Origin of the sequence: Rhizobium sp. AN6A (assembly GCF_900215635.1) — a bacterium.
Taxonomy (GTDB): Bacteria; Pseudomonadota; Alphaproteobacteria; order Rhizobiales; family Rhizobiaceae; genus Agrobacterium; species Agrobacterium tumefaciens.
On sequence record NZ_OCNC01000003.1, the window covers coordinates 1,507,091 to 1,523,853 of the forward strand.

The 16,763-nt window shown below is 60.2% G+C and carries 16 protein-coding genes and 1 riboswitch; of the genes, 6 read left to right on the plus strand and 10 right to left on the minus strand.

Annotation, left to right across the window (positions count from 1 at the left end; all coding sequences use genetic code 11):
* Positions 1-32 precede the first annotated feature (32 nt).
* Positions 33-767 (plus strand): SDR family NAD(P)-dependent oxidoreductase, encoded by a 735-nt coding sequence (locus CRO62_RS10820; RefSeq protein WP_179784499.1) that lies wholly within the window; start codon positions 33-35, stop codon positions 765-767.
* Positions 768-805: 38 nt separating this feature from the next.
* Positions 806-2,158, plus strand: coding sequence for an aspartate aminotransferase family protein (locus CRO62_RS10825; RefSeq protein ID WP_097100150.1), 1,353 nt, complete (start codon positions 806-808; stop codon positions 2,156-2,158).
* Between the two features lie 56 nt (positions 2,159-2,214).
* On the opposite strand, the gene CRO62_RS10830 is transcribed toward CRO62_RS10825, so the two are convergent.
* Positions 2,215-2,652 carry an EamA family transporter gene (locus CRO62_RS10830; RefSeq protein ID WP_019564660.1) on the minus strand — a complete coding sequence of 146 codons (438 nt, stop codon included), beginning with the start codon at positions 2,650-2,652 and terminating at the stop codon, positions 2,215-2,217.
* A 192-nt stretch (positions 2,653-2,844) separates the two neighbouring features.
* Positions 2,845-4,191, minus strand: a complete 1,347-nt coding sequence (locus tag CRO62_RS10835; RefSeq protein WP_013761559.1) for a dicarboxylate/amino acid:cation symporter — start codon at positions 4,189-4,191, stop codon at positions 2,845-2,847.
* Between the two features lie 236 nt (positions 4,192-4,427).
* Here CRO62_RS10835 and CRO62_RS10840 point away from each other — a divergent pair, with 236 nt between their 5' ends.
* Both CRO62_RS10840 and CRO62_RS10845 read left to right on the plus strand, forming a co-directional pair.
* Complete coding sequence (locus CRO62_RS10840) at positions 4,428-6,269, plus strand: sensor histidine kinase (protein WP_097100151.1); 1,842 nt, start codon at positions 4,428-4,430, stop codon at positions 6,267-6,269.
* Position 6,270: 1 nt separating this feature from the next.
* Complete coding sequence (locus tag CRO62_RS10845) at positions 6,271-7,635, plus strand: sigma-54-dependent transcriptional regulator (protein WP_097100152.1); 1,365 nt, start codon at positions 6,271-6,273, stop codon at positions 7,633-7,635.
* 100 nt (positions 7,636-7,735) lie between these two features.
* Here the strand turns inward: CRO62_RS10845 and CRO62_RS10850 are convergent, their stop codons facing one another.
* On the minus strand, positions 7,736-8,248 hold the full coding sequence (locus CRO62_RS10850) for a BA14K family protein (protein ID WP_003510838.1): 513 nt from the start codon (positions 8,246-8,248) through the stop codon (positions 7,736-7,738).
* Positions 8,249-8,424: 176 nt separating this feature from the next.
* On the opposite strand from CRO62_RS10850, the gene CRO62_RS10855 reads away from it, so the two are divergent.
* Positions 8,425-9,135 (plus strand): GntR family transcriptional regulator, encoded by a 711-nt coding sequence (locus CRO62_RS10855; protein WP_025595694.1) that lies wholly within the window; start codon positions 8,425-8,427, stop codon positions 9,133-9,135.
* Positions 9,136-9,183: 48 nt separating this feature from the next.
* On the opposite strand, the gene CRO62_RS10860 is transcribed toward CRO62_RS10855, so the two are convergent.
* Together CRO62_RS10860 and alr are read right to left on the minus strand one after the other, a co-directional pair.
* Entirely contained in the window at positions 9,184-10,440 is a 1,257-nt protein-coding gene (locus tag CRO62_RS10860) for a D-amino acid dehydrogenase (RefSeq protein WP_097100153.1), read from the minus strand.
* 7 nt (positions 10,441-10,447) lie between these two features.
* On the minus strand, positions 10,448-11,614 hold the full coding sequence (gene alr / locus CRO62_RS10865) for an alanine racemase (protein WP_097100154.1): 1,167 nt from the start codon (positions 11,612-11,614) through the stop codon (positions 10,448-10,450).
* A 127-nt stretch (positions 11,615-11,741) separates the two neighbouring features.
* On the opposite strand from alr, the gene CRO62_RS10870 reads away from it, so the two are divergent.
* Positions 11,742-12,200 carry an Lrp/AsnC family transcriptional regulator gene (locus CRO62_RS10870; RefSeq protein WP_003500727.1) on the plus strand — a complete coding sequence of 153 codons (459 nt, stop codon included), beginning with the start codon at positions 11,742-11,744 and terminating at the stop codon, positions 12,198-12,200.
* A 238-nt stretch (positions 12,201-12,438) separates the two neighbouring features.
* Here the strand turns inward: CRO62_RS10870 and thiD are convergent, their stop codons facing one another.
* The 5 genes from thiD to CRO62_RS10895 are packed head-to-tail and all read right to left on the minus strand — an operon-like array spanning position 12,439 to position 16,351.
* A complete protein-coding gene (thiD, locus tag CRO62_RS10875) occupies positions 12,439-13,236 on the minus strand; it encodes a bifunctional hydroxymethylpyrimidine kinase/phosphomethylpyrimidine kinase (RefSeq protein ID WP_097100155.1) in 798 nt (265 codons plus the stop codon).
* Positions 13,233-13,895 carry a thiamine phosphate synthase gene (gene thiE, locus CRO62_RS10880; protein ID WP_097100156.1) on the minus strand — a complete coding sequence of 221 codons (663 nt, stop codon included), beginning with the start codon at positions 13,893-13,895 and terminating at the stop codon, positions 13,233-13,235. Before thiE ends, thiD begins: the two co-directional genes overlap by 4 nt.
* Positions 13,882-14,622, minus strand: coding sequence for a hydroxyethylthiazole kinase (locus tag CRO62_RS10885; RefSeq protein ID WP_097100157.1), 741 nt, complete (start codon positions 14,620-14,622; stop codon positions 13,882-13,884). The genes thiE and CRO62_RS10885 overlap by 14 nt, the downstream gene beginning before the upstream one ends.
* Positions 14,623-14,624: 2 nt before the next feature.
* Positions 14,625-15,569: an ABC transporter substrate-binding protein gene (locus CRO62_RS10890; RefSeq protein WP_179783942.1), complete on the minus strand. Its 945-nt coding sequence runs from the start codon at positions 15,567-15,569 to the stop codon at positions 14,625-14,627.
* Positions 15,566-16,351, minus strand: a complete 786-nt coding sequence (locus tag CRO62_RS10895; RefSeq protein WP_097100158.1) for an ABC transporter permease — start codon at positions 16,349-16,351, stop codon at positions 15,566-15,568. Before CRO62_RS10895 ends, CRO62_RS10890 begins: the two co-directional genes overlap by 4 nt.
* A gap of 128 nt (positions 16,352-16,479) precedes the next feature.
* A riboswitch (TPP riboswitch) is annotated at positions 16,480-16,582 on the minus strand.
* Between the last annotated feature and the right edge of the window lie 181 nt (positions 16,583-16,763).

Genomic DNA, 16,763 nt, shown 5'->3' on the forward strand with positions numbered 1-16,763 from the left:
CTCAACGGTTCGCATGGCAAAGGAGTTCTCTCATGGCTGTTCCTTTTATGCTTTTGACTGGTGCGAGCCGCGGAATAGGGCATGCCACCGTCAAGCTGTTTCAGGAAAAAGGCTGGAGAATCCTGACCGTATCGCGACAACCCTTTTCGGAGGAATGCCGCTGGCCATCTGCGCGCGAAAGCCATATCCAGGCCGATCTGGAGGACCTGTCCCGCATCGACCATCTGGCCGACGAAGTGCGCTCGCGCCTGCCGGAAGGAAAGCTGGCCGCACTCGTCAACAATGCCGGAATCTCGCCGAAGGGCGAAGGCGGTAGCCGCCTTGGCGTTGCTGACACAACGGCGGAGATCTGGACGCGGGTGCTCAACGTCAATCTCGTCTCGACGGCGCTTCTTGCCCGTGCGCTTCTGCCGGAACTGGAGGCGGCAAAAGGCTGCATCGTCAACGTTACCTCCATTGTCGGCTCGCGGGTGCACCCTTTCGCGGGCGTCGCCTATGCGGCATCGAAGGCGGGACTTGCGGCGCTGACACGGGAGCTGGCGCATGAATTCGGCCCGCGCGGCGTGCGCGCCAATGCCATTGCGCCCGGCGAAATCAACACCGCCATCCTTTCACCCGGAACCGCTGAACTCGTGGAGGCGCAGGTCCCGCTCGGGCGGCTCGGCACCACGGCAGAGGTGGCGCAGACCATCTACTTCCTCTGCTCGGAGCAGTCGAGCTACATCAACGGCGCAGAAATTCTCATCAATGGCGGCCAGCACGTCTGACGCTTCAGCCCATCCAACCGAAACGGAGCCTTTATCCCATGACCATTCTGCCGAATTCCGTCGAGGCACGCGATATCGCCTACCAGATGCATCCGAACGTCAATCTGCGTAAATTCGAAAAGACCGGTGGTCTGGTCATCGAAAGTGGTGAAGGCATCTATGTGACCGACAGCAGCGGCAAGCGTTATATCGAGGCGATGGCGGGGCTTTGGTCTGTGGCGCTTGGCTTCGGTGAACAGCGACTGGTGGACGCTGCGACGAAGCAGATGCAGAAGCTGCCCTATTACCACACCTTCTCCTACAAGACGCACGGCCCATCGGTCGATCTTGCCGAGTTGCTGATCGAGCTTGCGCCAGTGCCGATGTCGAAGGTCCATTTCACGTCTTCGGGATCGGAGGCGAACGATCTTGTCGCCAAGATGGTGTGGTATCGCTCCAATGCGCTGGGCAAAAAGGACAAGAAGAAGATCATCGGCCGCATCAAGGGTTATCATGGCGTGACGATTGCCTCGGCCTCGATCACCGGCCTGCCGCGCAACCATGAAAGCTTCGACCTGCCGCTGGACCGCATGCTGCATACGGCCTGCCCCTCCTATGTGCACTTCGGCAAGCAAGGTGAAAGCGAGGCGGATTTTACCGCGCGTATTCTGAAGGAACTCGAAGATCTGATCCTCAGCGAAGGCCCGGAAACCGTCGCCGCCTTCTGGGGTGAGCCGGTGATGGGTGCCGGCGGGGTTCTTCTGCCGCCTGACGGTTATTGGGAAGGTGTGCAGGCGATCCTGAAGAAATACGACATTCTGCTTGTCGTGGACGAGGTCATCTGCGGGTTCGGCCGCACAGGCAGGATGTTCGCCTGCGAGACCTACGGCATCAAGCCGGATGTGCTTGTTGTTTCCAAGCAGATATCCTCATCCTACATGCCGCTTTCGGCGATCATCATGAATGACGGTTTCTACCAGCCGATCGCCGACGAATCCGACAGGATCGGCTCCTTCGGCCATGGTTATACCGCCTCCGGCCACCCGGTCGCGACGGCCGTAGGTCTCGAAAATCTGAAGATCATTCAGGAACGCGATCTGGTCGGCAATGTCGCGAGGCTGGAAGGCAAGTTCCTCGATCATCTGAAAGCGCTTTCCGAGCATCCGCTGGTGCATTCCTCGCGCGGCGTCGGTCTTCTTGGCGCGCTGGAGATAAAGCCGTGGGAAGGTACGAAGCCGGGTGATGCGACGCTCGCCATTGCCGCCGCCATTGAGGATGAGGGCGTGATCACTCGCCCGATCGGCGAATCCATCTGCTTCTGCCCACCGCTGATCATCACGGCCGAGCAGCTTGATGAGCTGTTCGCCGGCGTTAAGCGCGGACTGGACAAGGTTGCGGTCGCACGCGCCTGATGACTTTGCGAATGTTCCGGCCGGTTCGTCCGGCCGGGCACCGCTGTTAGCTCGCCTTATCCCCGGTATGCCACAAGCACCGCGCCGCAGGCGATTAGCACCACACCCAGCCAGTTGGGCAGCGACAGCCGTTCCCCCAGAAACAGAACCGCGAAGACGGCGACGAACACGACACTGAGCTTGTCGATGGGGGCGACGCGGGCGGCATCGCCGATTTTCAGCGCCCGGAAGTAACATATCCAAGATGCGCCGGTCGCCAGCCCCGAAAGCACGAGAAAGGTCCAGGTCCGCGCCGAAATGGTGGAGGGCTGCTGCCAGTTGCCGGTAACATAAACCATTAGGCCAGCGGCGGCGAGAATGACGATGGTTCGTATGAAGGTGGCGAAATCGGAATTGACGTTTTCGATGCCGATTTTCGCAAAAATCGCGGTCAATGCCGCAAAGGCCGCCGATAGCAGTGCCCAGAATTGCCAGGCCAGAAACAGGTTCTTCATAAGGGCCTACTCCGCTTTTCGCATTCGTTCTTGCTCGATCTGGCCTATAACATCCGCACGGCGATAAAAACCGTTTTCGACGGTTGGGAGGGCTTCAAACGATGAAAGGCCGGAGCATCGATCTGATGCGCCGGCCTTCATGCGAGAGCCTGCCCGGACAAACCGGGACAGGCTGGACCTTGGGAGGTCGTGTTACTCGGCGGGTTGAACCGCACCCGGAAGCGAATCCACATCCGCGATGCCGGTGAATTCTTCCTTGCCGCTGAGAACGCGGGCGAGCTGCTCCTGATCCAGTTCACCTTCCCAGCGGGCAACAACGATGGTGGCGACCGCATTGCCGACGAAGTTGGTGAGTGCGCGGCATTCCGACATGAAGCGGTCGATGCCGAGGATGAGCGCCATGCCGGCAACCGGAACCGACGGCACGACGGAGAGCGTTGCGGCCAACGTGATGAAGCCAGCGCCTGTGATGCCGGCAGCACCCTTGGAGGAGAGCATGGCCACGAGCAGCAGCAGGATCTGTTCGCCGAAGGAGAGGTGGATGCCGGTCGCCTGGGCAATGAACAGGGCAGCCAGCGTCATGTAGATGTTGGTGCCGTCGAGGTTGAAGGAGTAACCGGTGGGGATGACGAGACCGACGACGGAGCGCTTGCAGCCCGCCTTTTCCATCTTGCTCATCAGGCCTGGAAGGGCGGCTTCCGAAGACGAGGTGCCGAGAACCAGCAGCAGTTCTTCCTTGATGTAGCGGATAAGCGCGACGATCGAGAAGCCGTTATAGCGGCAGACAGCGCCGAGGACCACGAACACGAACAGTGCTGATGTGACGTAGAATGTGCCGATCAGCATCGCGAGGTTGGTGACGGACGAGATGCCGTATTTCCCGATGGTGAATGCCATGGCGCCGAAGGCACCGATGGGGGCGGCCTTCATCAGGATCGCGACCAGCTTGAAGATCGGATACATCATGGCATGCATGAAATCGGTGACGGGCTTGCCCTTTTCACCGACGATGCCAAGCGCGATGCCGAACAGCACGGAGAAGAACAGCACCTGCAGAATATCACCGCTGGCGAATGCGCCGACGATGGTGGTCGGGATGATGTTCATCAGGAAGCCGGTGATGGTCTGCTCATGGGCCTTGTCGGCGTAGGTCGCGACGGCCTTGGCATCCAGCGTGGCCGGATCGATATTCATGCCGGCGCCCGGCTGCACAGTGTTGGCGACGATGAGGCCGACAATGAGCGCGAGGGTGGAGAACACGAGGAAGTAGATCATGGCCTTGCCGGCCACGCGTCCAACCTTCTTCATATCGTTCATGCCGGCGATGCCGGTTGCGACAGTGAGGAAGATGACGGGAGCGATGATCATCTTGACGAGACGGATAAAGCCGTCGCCGAGCGGCTTCAGCTGTTCGCCGAAGGCCGGATAGAAATGGCCAAGCGCGATACCGGCGATAATGGCGACCAGAACCTGGAAATACAGGTGCTTGTAGAATGGCTGCTTGGCGTGGCCTGCCGCCACGGTTGTTGTATCGATCATGTTTTTTCCTCCTCGGCCTCACCCTGCCTTAATTGGCCTCCCGGGATCGCCGTGTCGTTGACGGCTTCGCGCCGATTGAGGAGTCATGTGCAATACGCATGCCAGACTTGCTTATTTGGTGTAACTGGCTGATTTAAAAAGTACTTTTTATTGACGCCGTATCAGCTCGCCGGCGTATGTGCGGATATCCGGACAAAACCTCTTGCGGTCTGTGTGTAAATCCGCACAATTGTTGCATGACCCAAGAAGATCAGGCCTCTCATTCCCAGGCACGACGGCGCGCTCAATGGCTGGCGTTGGCGGGCTTGTGGGTGCTCGTCAGCCTGGGAGTTCTATTGGTTGCCGATGAGTTTGCGCGAAACCAGGCAATACGCACCGCCGCGTCCGAGGCCTCCACCGATGCCGAACTCAAGATCGCGCTTCTGAATGTCGCTCTGGAGCGGCCACGCGCCATTCCGCTGGTTCTGTCCGGCGATCCCGACCTTGCGACTGCGCTGGATGGCGGTGGCGCGCCTGCCATTGACCGGCTGAACCGCAAGCTGGAGGGGCTGATCGAAGGCACGCAGTCCTCTGTCATCTATGTGACCGGACCGACCGGCTTGACAATTGCCTCCAGTAACTGGCGGCAGGCCGACAGCTTCGTCGGCTCCAATTATGCCTTCCGCGAATATTTTCAGGCGGCGATGAATACCGGCATGTCCGAACATTATGCGCTTGGCAATGTCAGCCGACGGCCGGGCCTTTATATCTCGCGCCGCATCGATGCCGCAGATGGTCGGCCGCTGGGCGTCGTCATCGCCAAGGTGGAGTTCAACCGTCTGGAGGCGGATTGGAACATCGGCGGTAAACCGGTCTATGTGGTTGACAGGAACGGCGTCGTGCTGATGACGAGCGTGCCGGATTGGCGCTTCAAGACCGTAGCGCCGATTGACGAGGCGCGACGCAAAGCCATCTCCGAAAGCCTGCAATTCGGTAACGAGGCGCTGACAACGCTGCCGTTCCGGATGGCGCGACTCTCGAGCGACGGCGTTCCGCTCATCCGTGTCGATGAACCGGCAAGTGAGCGCGGCGATTATCTGCGGTTGGAAACCCCGGTGCCGACGACCTCATGGACCCTGCATTATCTGCAACCGGTGGCACCGGCGCTGAACGCCGCCATTCGCGAGGGCAGGGTGGTGGCGCTGGCGACGCTGATGCCGCTTATGGCTCTTTCGGCTCTGTGGCTGTGGCGCAGGCACAAGGCGCTGAGGGAAAAGGAAGAGGAGCAGCGCGCCCGCACCGAGCTGGAAATGAAGGTGCAGGAGCGCACCCGTGACCTGACAAGGACCCGCGACCATCTTCAGGCGGAAATTACCCTGCACGAAAAGACGACAGGTGAATTGCGCAACGTGCAGCACGAGCTGGTGCAGGCCAACCGTCTCTCCATTCTGGGGCAGGTGGCGGCCGGCGTTGCCCACGAAATCAACCAGCCGGTAGCGACGATCCGCGCCTTTGCTGACAATGCCCGCACCCTGCTGAAACGCGACCGCATGGCGGAGGCCAACGAAAATCTCCAAAACATCGCGGCATTGACCGATCGCATCGGCACGATTACCGGCGACCTGAAGATATTGGCGCGCAAGGGCCGCACCGCTGCCGAACCGGTCAGTCTGAAACTGGTCATCGAAGGCGCGGTGATGCTGTTGCGAAGCCGTTTTTCCGGACAGATGGATGCGCTTGATATCGTGTTGCCGGATCAGGACCTGAAGGTGCTTGGCAGCCGCATCCGGCTCGAGCAAATTCTCATCAACCTTCTGCAAAACGCACTGGAAGCCACTGAAGCGATTGATGCGGCGCGTGTCGAGGTGCGGGTGCGCGAGGAAGGCGACATGGTCTTGCTTTCGGTCAGCGACAATGGGACCGGCATTCCCGAAGCGATCCGCGCGCAGCTTTTTTCGCCCTTTAATACATCCAAGGAAAGCGGCCTCGGCCTTGGTCTCGTTATCTCCAACGATATCGCCTCCGACTATGGCGGGCGTATTGAGGTAACGAGCAGCGAGGCAGGCACGTCTTTTTCCGTATATCTGAAGCGAGCATGACATGATGGCAGTTGGAACCATATTTCTGGTGGATGACGACTCCCAGCTGCGCAAGGCGATGGTGCAGACGTTGGAACTCGACGGATTGCCCGTCACCTCCTTTTCCCGCGCCGAACAGGCACTTGCGGCGCTCAACGAGGATTTCGACGGCGTCGTCATCACCGATGTGCGCATGCCCGGCATGACCGGGCTTGAGTTCTTCGACCATGTCCGCAGGATCGATGTCGATCTGCCTGTTATCCTCATCACCGGCCACGGTGATGTGCCGATGGCGGTCGATGCCCTTCACAACGGCGCGTATGATTTCATCGCCAAACCATTCCCCGCCGAACGCATGGTTGAGAGCGCCCGCCGCGCGCTGGAAAAGCGCCGCCTCGTGCTGGAAAACCGCGCGCTTCGCCGGGCGAGTGCTCAAGCCGAGGATGATTTGCCGCTGATTGGCCAGACGCCCGCCATGGAACGCCTGCGCACCACGCTCCGGCACATTGCTGATACGGACGTGGACGTGCTGGTGGCAGGTGAGACGGGCAGCGGCAAGGAAGTGGTGGCAACGGCGCTGCATCGCTGGAGCAAGAAGCGATCCAGGGGCAATTTTGTGGCGCTGAATTGTGGTGCGCTGCCGGAAACGGTGATCGAAAGCGAGCTTTTCGGCCATGAGCCGGGTGCTTTCACCGGTGCGCAGAAAAAACGCGTTGGTCGCATCGAACATTCAAGCGGCGGCACGCTGTTTCTCGACGAGATCGAAAGCATGCCGCTTGCCGTGCAGGTGAAGATGTTGCGCGTTCTGGAAATGCGCGAGGTCTCGCCACTCGGTTCGAATGAGGAGCGACCGGTCGATATTCGCGTGGTGGCGGCGGCGAAGGTGGATCTCGGCGACCCGGCCGAGCGTGGCACGTTTCGCGAGGATCTCTATTACCGGCTGAATGTGGTGACGCTGTCGATACCGCCGCTGCGCGAACGCAAGGCGGATATTCCGCTGCTGTTTTCGCACTTCGTCACCAAGGCCGCCAACCGGTTCAACATGCCGGTGCCGCAGATCAGCGCCGGCGTTTCCCGCCGCCTTAACGACCACGACTGGCCGGGCAATGTGCGCGAACTCGGGCATTTCGCTGAAAGGGTAGTATTGGGGCTGGAGATGGAAGCGGCCACCACGACTGTTTCGCAATCGACCATCCCCGCTTCCGGCACCCTGCCGGAGCGAATGGATGAAATAGAAGCGCAGATCATTCGCGAAACGCTTGTGCAATCGAATGGCGACGTGGCCGAAACCATTGCGACACTCGGCATTGCCCGCAAGACCTTTTACGACAAGCTGCAACGTCACGGCATCAACCGGGCGGATTATGTGAAGAACGGCGCTGCTTGAGGTGCCGCAGGATCTGGGGTGACGCTTAATGAAAAGCCGCGGACGTTTCCGTCCGCGGCCTGATTATTAACAGCGATAACTGCGCAGACGTTGTCCCCGATCAACCCGCTACGCAGAAATGACGCTGGCCGTCATTGCCGACATAGGTGCCGGAGCGGCCGTTGAAGCTGCGATAACGTTGCGAGCAATAATCGTACCAGGCATTCGTCCACGGCTCGATGGTGCGGTAGGTACGGCGTTGCTGGTAGTAGCCGGAATTATTGTCATAGACCGGTTGGGCACGGTAAACCGGTGCCGGACGATAGACCGGAGCGGGTCGATAAACGGGCTGCGGCTGCGGCTGATAATAGCGGTAGTCCGGCTCTTCGTAGACATAGCTCGGTTCATAGCGACGCGGCGGATCGATATAGACGCGCTCGTCGTCTACCGGTGCCGGGCGGGAAAGGGCTGAGCCAACGGCGACACCGGCGGCAAGGCCAAGCACGCCACCCAGAATGGCGGCATCGCGACGGTCGCGGCGGCCCCAGTCATCGGCGGATGCGCTGTTGAAGGGCACGATGGTGGCGGCGGCGACGGCGATAGCCAGAACGGTTTTAGCTGCAAAGGACGACATGATCTTCTTCCATCCGGATGGCAGGGCGCTGCCAGTTGCAAATTCGATGGTTAAAGAAATATAGCGCGCCTGCTGAACGGGCGCTGAATGAATTGTGGCGGCTGGCGACAGCTCGCAATTCCTGTTTGCGCAAGCCGCGCTTCGCGCTAGAACTCAAGTTCAAACAGGACAATTCCATGAGCCTTGCCCATATAACCGTCAATTCCGATTCATCCCACGAAGACCGTGCCCAGGCTATTCGAGATACGTTGCGCGACGCGATTGTTGACCGACGGCTTGCCCCGGGAACGAAGCTGTCGGAATCGGAAGTGGGAACGCTGTTCGATGTCAGCCGCACGGTGGTGCGGGCGGCTCTTCAGATGCTGGCTTACGAAGGGCTGGTCAAGGCCGAGCGCAACCGCGGCGCTTTCGTCTCCAACCCCACACCGGACGAAGCGCGGCAGGTTTTTGCTTCGCGCCGGTTGATCGAGCCCGGCGTTCTGGACGCCGCAATCGAAAAGATCACGCCTGCGGCGGTGAAGCAGCTGAGAGAGCATCTGGTTCAGGAAAGCCGCCACCAGCATGAGCGCGGCCCGCACGCCAGGCGCGCGGAAATCAAGGCATCAGGCGATTTCCACCTGATGCTGGCCTCGCTTGCCGGCAATGCCATCCTCGAAAAATTCATGGACGAACTGGTCGCCCGCTCGTCGCTGGTTATCGCGCTCTACGGGCGCTCGGGTGTTTCAAGCTGCGGCCACAACGATCATGCCGACCTGCTCGATGCGCTGGAGGCGAAGGATGCGGCAAAGGCCCGTGCCTTGATGCTGCAGCACCTCGATCACATCGAGGCCGATCTCGACCTTCGCATGAAGGAAGGATTGGCGCTGAAGGATGCACTGGCACTTTGAGCGGCCACCATCCCCGCCTTCAGACGGGGATAAGCGCCCTGTCGCACTTCAGGCTGCGTAACGGCTGAGTGCCAGATCGTGCGTGTCTATCTCGGGCTTGTTCCCGCTGATGAGATCGGCAAGCACACGGGCCGAGCCGCAGGACATGGTCCAGCCAAGCGTACCGTGGCCGGTGTTGAGATAAAGATTGCTGTAGCGGGTGGCGCCGATGACAGGCGTGCCATCCGGCGTCATCGGGCGCAGGCCGCACCAGAATTTCGCCTGGCTCTGGTCACCTGCGCCGCCGAACAGGTCTTCCACCGAATGGGCCAGAGTTTCCTGTCTTGCTGCGGGCAGATCCTTGCTGAAACCGGCGATTTCCGCCATGCCACCGGCGCGGATGCGCGAGCCGAGCCGGGTGATCGCCACCTTGAACGTTTCGTCCATCACGGTCGAAACAGGCGCGCGTTCCTCCTTCACGATCGGAACCGTGATGGAGTAGCCCTTGACCGGATAAACCGGCAGGGTAAGGCCGAGCTGGCGGACGAATTGCGGGGAATAGCTGCCCAGTGCGGCGACGAAAATATCGGCTTCCACCAGCCCCTTGGTGGTCTCCACGGCCTTGATACGGCCTGCCTCGACGATGGGGCGCATGATGCCGGTATCGTAGATGAAGGTGACTCCAGCCTGTTCAGCCATGCGCGCAAGTTCGGTGGTGAACATGAAGCAGTCGCCGGTTTCATCACCGGGCAGGCGCAGGCCGCCGACGATCTTTTCCCTGGAAGGAGAAAGGCCGGGCTCGATGGCGGCGCAGCCGTCGCGGTCGAGAATTTCGAAAGGCACGCCACCTGCCGTCAGCACGTCCACATCCTTGCCGATGGCGTCGAACTGCTTCTGGGTGCGGAAAACCTCCAGTGTGCCCTGCATACGCTGGTCGTATTCTATCCCGGTTTCGTCGCGCAGCGCCATCAGGCAATCGCGGCTATATTCGGCAACACGCACCATGCGGCTCTTGTTGATGGCATAACGCGCCGATGTGCAGTTGCGCAGCATCTGGCTCATCCAGCGCCACGCCGCCGGATCGGCAGTCGGGCGGATGATGAGCGGGGCATGTTTCATGAACAGCCACTTCATGGCCTTCATCGGAATGCCGGGCGCGGCCCATGGCGAGGAATAACCGGGGGAAACCTCGCCGGCATTGGCAAAGCTGGTTTCAAGCGCTGCGGCCGGCTGGCGGTCGATCACCGTCACCTTGTGTCCGGCTTTGGCCAGATACCAGGCGGAGGTCACGCCGACGACGCCGGCTCCGAGGATAGTGACGTTCATGATCGTCTCACTTATGGCTGACGGATGTTGAAGCGACGGCCGGGGTTTCGCCCGGCTGAATATAATTGCGGCGGTAACGGCGTCCGAGGCCGGTCAGGATTTCATAGGCGATCGTGCCCGCATCCTCGGCAATGTCTTCCAGCGTCTGGTCAGGCCCGATCATCTGCACGAAGCTCCCTTGCGTCAATGTTCCCAAGGGCAGGGCGGATATGTCGAGAATGATGCTGTCCATTGAAACGCGACCAGCAATGGGCAGGCGAACGCCATTGTACCATGCTGCGCCGCGATTGCTGAGCGATCGCGGCAGGCCATCGGCATAACCAGCCGCGATCGTCGCAAGGCGCGTCGGCCCGGCCGCTTCGAAAGAGCCGCCGTAACCAACCAGCGATCCGGCGGGAACGTCGCGGGTCTGAATGACGGCGACATCAAGCCGGACGACCGGTTTCATCGGATTGGGACGGGTAACGGAGGGCGCGCCGCCATAAAGCGCGATGCCGGGGCGTAGCAGGGAGTTATGATAGTCGTTGCCCAGAAAGATGCCGCCGGAATTGGAAAAACAGACGGATACATCAGGAAAAGCGACAGCGGCTTTTCGCATCACAGAGAGTTGGGCGGCATTGGAGAGGTGATCCGGCTCGTCGGCGCAGGCGAGGTGGCTCATCACGAAGGCGATGTCGATACCATCAAGCAGTTGCGGCCGGGAGACGAGGACTTCAAGCTCCTCGGGAGAGAGGCCGAGACGGCACATGCCGGTATCGATCTGCACTGCGGCGGGTAACGTCTTGCCAAGATTTTTGGCGTGGGCTGCCCATTGGGCGATCTGCTCGAGCGAATTCAGAACCGGTGTGACGGCCATGGCGGCGCAGGAGGTTTCGTTACCGGGCTGAAGCCCGTTGAGGACGAAAATCCGCGCTTCCGCTGAAAGACGCAGCCGGAGCGCCAGCGCTTCATCGATATGGGCGACGAAGAAATTCCGGCAGCCCGCTTCAAACAGCACCTGCGAGACGATATCCGCGCCTAGGCCGTATGCGTCAGCCTTGACGACCGCTGCCGTCTGCGATGTGGGCGCCATTGCCGCAAGCGCGAGATAATTATCGCGTAATGCGCCAAGATCGATGGTCAGATGGCCGCTTGCACCACCCGCTGCCTGCTGGCGGCTGATCTGCATGTCCATAGTCGTTCACCCTCATTTTTATCATATGAGAGTATTGCAACGATTATCGAATTTCTTGGCTATTGTTCGAATAAGATGCGATAAAAATCCAATCTACGCAACTTTCATTGTCATATTGGAATTTTCTATGTCGTCACTCGACGCGACCGACCGCCATATCATCCGCCTGCTCCGGCTCAATGCCCGCATCAGCAATGCGAAACTTGCCGCGGAAGTCGGCCTTTCGGCCTCCGCCTGTCTTCGCCGGGTCGATATTCTGGAACGGGAGGGTATCATCCGAGGCTATACGGCGCTCACCAGCGGCCTTGCCGGCGGCGAGGTGATCTCTGTGATCGTGCAGATCACGCTCGACCGCCAGACGGAGGATTTTCTCAACAGGTTTGAGAACGCGGTGCGGCGTTATCCAGAAATCCGCGAATGTTACCTGATGACGGGCGGGTCGGATTATTTCCTGCGATGTGAGGCGGAAAGTGCGGGCGATTTCGAGCGCATCCATAAGGAGATTCTGTCGAAGCTGCCGGGTGTTTCGCGGATTCATTCGAGTTTTGCGATCAGGAATGTGCTGGCGACGCCGAAGGCGCGGTGATGTAGCCTGTAGCGAACTCTAGCTCACGGCGGAATGTACGGCCACCCCCTTCTGTCCTGCCGGGCATCTCCCCCACAAGGGGAGATCGACAAGCGGCTTACTCACCATCCTGTCAGCGAGTGTCTTTCATTGAGAGGATTGAGTGGGACTGAGGCAGAAGCCCCAGCCAATCTCCCTCCTTGTGGGGGAGGTGTCCAGCAGGACAGAGGGGGTAAGCCCCTTGCTCAGCGCATCGACCTCACCCCCACCAGCGATAAAAATGATGCACCGGCCCGCGACCCTGCCCAATGGCAAGCCCCCGACCAGCGCCAAGCGCCCCATTCAGATACTCCTTCGCAAGCCCCACTGCCTCCGCCAGGTCATGCCCCATGGCCAGATGCGCGGTGATCGCCGCCGCCAGCGTGCAGCCGGTGCCGTGGTCGTTTTTTGTGTCCACCCGCGGTGCGGAAAGCGCCTGCATGGTGCCGTTTGCGAAAAGATAGTCCGTGCTTTCGGGCCCGTCGCCATGGCCGCCTTTGATGAGCACTGCTTTTGCACCCGCCGTCAGGATCATGTCTGCCTGGCGGGTGATGTCCGTCTCCGTGGCTGCAATAGGCAAGCCGGTGAGAAGCGCTGCTTCAGGCAGGTTCGGCGTGACGATGGTGGCGAGCGGCAGCAGGTCGCGCCGCAATGTCTCGATCGCATCCGTATGCAACAGACGGTCGCCGGAGGTCGCAACCATCACGGGGTCGAGCACCACCGGCTGGGGCTGCTGCCGAAGCCTTGCGGCGATGGCCGCGATGGTTTCGATCCGCGATACCATGCCGATCTTCACCGCATTGACGGCAAGATCGGAAAAAACCGCATCCATCTGCGCGACGATGGTGGCGACGGAAATATCCTCCACTGCTGTCACACCTTTGGTGTTCTGTGCGGTAATGGCGGTGATGACGCTGGCGGCATAAGCGCCAAGCGCCGAGAAAGTCTTGATGTCGGCCTGAATGCCCGCGCCGCCGCCGCTGTCTGAGCCGGCAATGGTCAATGCGATTGCTGTCATGGCTGTCTCGCTTTCAGCGCTGCATCGACTGCCGCGCGGAAGTCCCTGGTTGCGCTGGCAATATCGCCTGCGCGGAAGATTGCAGAAATGACGGCGACACCATCCGCACCGGCGGCGATGACGTTCGGCACGCGGGCAAGATCGATACCGGCGATGGCGCCTACCGGCATGCCCGGCCGCAATTCGCGGAGCAGAGTGCGGAGCGTCGTAAAGCCGTCGAGGCCGACAGGCTTGTCTGGATTGACCTTGGAAACCGTTTCGAACACGCCACCAATGCAGGCGTAATCGGCTGGCATGGAGGCCGCCCGCTCGGCATCGGCGCGGTTCTTGACGGTGAGGCCGATGATCGCCTTATCTCCAAGGATGCGTCTGGCGGTTTTGGCATCCATATCATCGGCGCCGAGATGCACCCCGTCCGCGCCAGAGGCGAGCGCCACATCCACCCGGTCGTTGATGACCAGCGGCACGCCGGTGCCGGCAATGGCTTCGCGAATGGCGAGGGCGTTTTCGATCATCTCTCGCGTGGAGGCGTGTTTGTCGCGATATTGCAGGATGGTCGCGCCGTTGAGTGCGGCCGCCAGAGCAAGCTCGCCCAACGGCGCAACATCGCCGAGGCTCGCATCGACCAGCGCGTTGAGACGGTAATCAACCTTGTTCATGCTCAATCCTCGCATGGTTTATTATGTCTTCGCCGGAAATTTCTGAAAGCACATCCAGAAATGCCGGCTCGAATGTGCCGGGACCTTTGGCGTTTTTCGCTGCCAGTTCGGCTGCGACACCCGTGATGGCGAGGGCGGCGGCGGCGGCCGTCAGTGCGTCTTTTTCCACCGCCATGAAGGCGGCGATGACGCCACCCGATAGGCAACCCGTGCCTGTCACCTTCGCCATCCACGGGTGACCGTTGACGATTCTGACGCTGCGTGTGGCATCGCGCAGGTTATCGACAGGTCCGGTCTCTATCCTGATGGCGTTCGGAACAGCACCGATCAGGCTCATCTCAGCGCTGTTGCCGCGCACGATGGTGGGTCCAAGCGAGATCAGGTCACGCGCGAACGCCAGTCGCGATGGCGAATAGTCGCAATGCACGGGGTCCAGAATCCACGGCTTGCTAGCCGCGCGGGCAATCTCGACGGCAAATCGAATGACTTTGCGCCGGTCGGCGTCGAGCGTGCCGAGATTGATCGCCACCGCATCGGCTTTCGTGACGAAAGCACCGATTTCTTCGAGTGAGGTTGTCATCGAGGGGATGCCGCCGACAACGGTAATGCCGTCCGCGGTGAATTTCTGCACCACGGTGTTCATCAGGCAATGCACGCGCGGGCGCGTCTGCCTTACCCTTTCGAGGATCTCCGCGGCCTTCGCCGCAGTCGGAAAACTGTTTGCCATGGTTATTGCAGCTCCACGGCAATGTCTTCCGCCGCCGGCGCCTGCTTGATCAGTTGCATGTCCTGCATGAAGGTGCCGAAGCGCGTGTATCGGGTGCGATCGAGTGCGCCTGGACGTTTGGCAAAACGCGGCAGCGTATCGAAAAACGCCTGTTTGTTCAGCGCGTCGTCAAGGTTCGGATAGGCCTTGATGAAAAGCTGCCAGGATTCTTGCGGGTGGTTGGTGATGAAAATCGCGGCCTGCTCAACGGCCGAGAGAAAACGCGGCAGGCGGCTGTCTTTCACGAGATCACGATGGGTGACGAAGATCAGTTCGTCATAGGCGGGCACGCCATGTTCCTCGGGGAAGAACGAGCGGCCGTCGTGGCCCTCAAGCTTCATCTGCGTCAGTTCGAAATTACGGAAGCCGCCAAGCGTGGCATCGACCTTGCCGGCGATCAGGGACGGCGAGAGTGAGAAATTGACGTTGACCAGTTCCACATCGTCTTTCGTCAGTCCCTCCTTCTCCAGCATGCGCTTCAGCATAGCATCCTCGAAACCGGAAACCGAGAAGCCGACCTTCTTGCCCTTCAGGTCCTTCAGGCTCTTGATCGGACCATCGGCCAGAACGGTGACGGTGTTCAGCGGGGTTTCCACCAGCGTGCCGAAACGGACAAGCGGCAGCCCTGCATCGTGGTCGAGATAGAGGTTCGGCTGGTAGTGTACACCGATATCGGCCTGCTTTGCCGAGACGAGACGCGGTACGGCGGATGGGTCTGCGGGCGGGATCAACTCGACCTCCAGCCCTGCATCGGCGAAAAGGCCGCGTTCCTTGGCAATCACCATCGGTGCATGGTCCGGGTTCACGAACCATTCCAGCAATACGGTAAGCTTGTCTGCCGCCTGCGATTGCACGGGCGAAAGCACGCTTGCTGCCGCAACGATGAGGGAAAGAAGAGTTCGTTTCATGATGCCGAAAGTCTCCGCAAATGTTTGAAAGGAATGACGTGGTCTGTTTCTTTGGCCCAGGGGGCGAGGTTGGCCGTTGCCCGGTCGACGACAAGCCGCAGCAGCACCGCCATGACGGCGAGAATGGTCATGGCGGCGAACATTGTGTCGGTCTGCATGCGGGCATTGGACTGGATCATGACAAAACCGAGCCCGGCGGAGGCGCCCACCCATTCGCCAATGACCGCGCCGAGCGGGGCGAGCGGAGCTGCGACCCTCAGCCCGGAAATGAGTGAGGGAAGCGCCAGCGGCACACGCAACCGGATTAGGATCTGCCAGTGGCTCGCCTCCGTCAGCGAGGCGGCATCGAGGATCGTCCGATCCGTGCGATTGAGGCCATCGGTGAAGGCTGAAGCGACGGGGAAAAAGATGATGATCGCCGTCATGACCACTTTCGAAGCCATGCCGAAACCGAACCAGAGTACGAGAATGGGGGCCAGCACGAAGACCGGAAATGCCTGCAACACGAGAACCATGGGCCAGACGAGGCGGCCAAAACGCGGGACGGCGGCAATCGCAAAGGCAACGAGAATGCCGGCGGCAATGCCAGCCGCAAGCCCGGCGGCCATTTCACCTGATGTCACCATGGCCTGTCCGAACAGGAAGGCAGGCTGGCGCAGGAGTGCTGCGGCAACATCGGCGGGCGAGGGCAGGATATAGCGGGGCGGTGCAAACAGCCAGATGCCCAGCTGCCAGACAATCAGAATGAGAACGACGCCCTTAAGCGCATGGGAGGCACGCATCGGCCGGGCCTCAGACGCAGCCGTACCGTATACGAAGGGAAGGATGTTTCATCATCATCGTTCGGTCTCCAGCTGTGGCGATCACGGAGATCCGGGCAAAGCGGAGAAGAGAAAGGGCAGTACCGCAAATGCGCTACAGTTTCCGTTCCTACGCCGGCATGACCCGGATCAGGTTCAAGGGTCCGGCTCATCGCCATCTCAGCACCGTCAGGTGCTCCCCTCGGAAGAGACTGATTTGCTAGGAGGGTTTTGAAGTAATGTCAACGTTGAAAGTTAACGAGAATATTGGCGAATTTGCCGCGAACACATTAGTTATTGATTATATTAAGTTTATCAAAAATTAGTTATTTATTGAAACCGCTTTTCAATTCCGCTGTATTAGCTTCAGCTCCCAGAATGGTTGGGGGCGAAC